Origin of the sequence: Thermalbibacter longus, assembly GCF_023806485.1 — a bacterium.
In the GTDB taxonomy this organism is placed as follows: Bacteria; Chloroflexota; Chloroflexia; order Thermomicrobiales; family Thermomicrobiaceae; genus Thermalbibacter; species Thermalbibacter longus.
In genome coordinates, this window is record NZ_JAMSLR010000076.1 from 1 (window position 1) to 224 (window position 224).

The following is a 224-nucleotide window of genomic DNA, read 5'->3' on the forward strand; positions in this document are numbered from 1 at the left end:
TGCTGCGCGGCACCAAGCGCGAGGAAGTCGAGCGCGGCCAGGTGCTGGCCAAGCCGGGCACGATCACGCCGCACACGCACTTCACGGGCGAGGTGTACGTGCTGTCCAAGGAAGAAGGCGGTCGCCACACGCCGTTCTTCAACAACTACCGGCCGCAGTTCTACTTCCGCACCACCGACGTGACCGGGGCGATCGAGCTGCCCAAGGACAAGGAGATGGTGATG

General features: G+C 65.2%; 1 protein-coding gene. It reads left to right on the forward strand.

Features of this window, described 5'->3' with window-relative positions:
• On the forward strand, positions 1-224 hold a 224-nt coding region (locus tag NET02_RS16520), incomplete at both ends, for an EF-Tu C-terminal domain-related protein (RefSeq protein WP_488624073.1).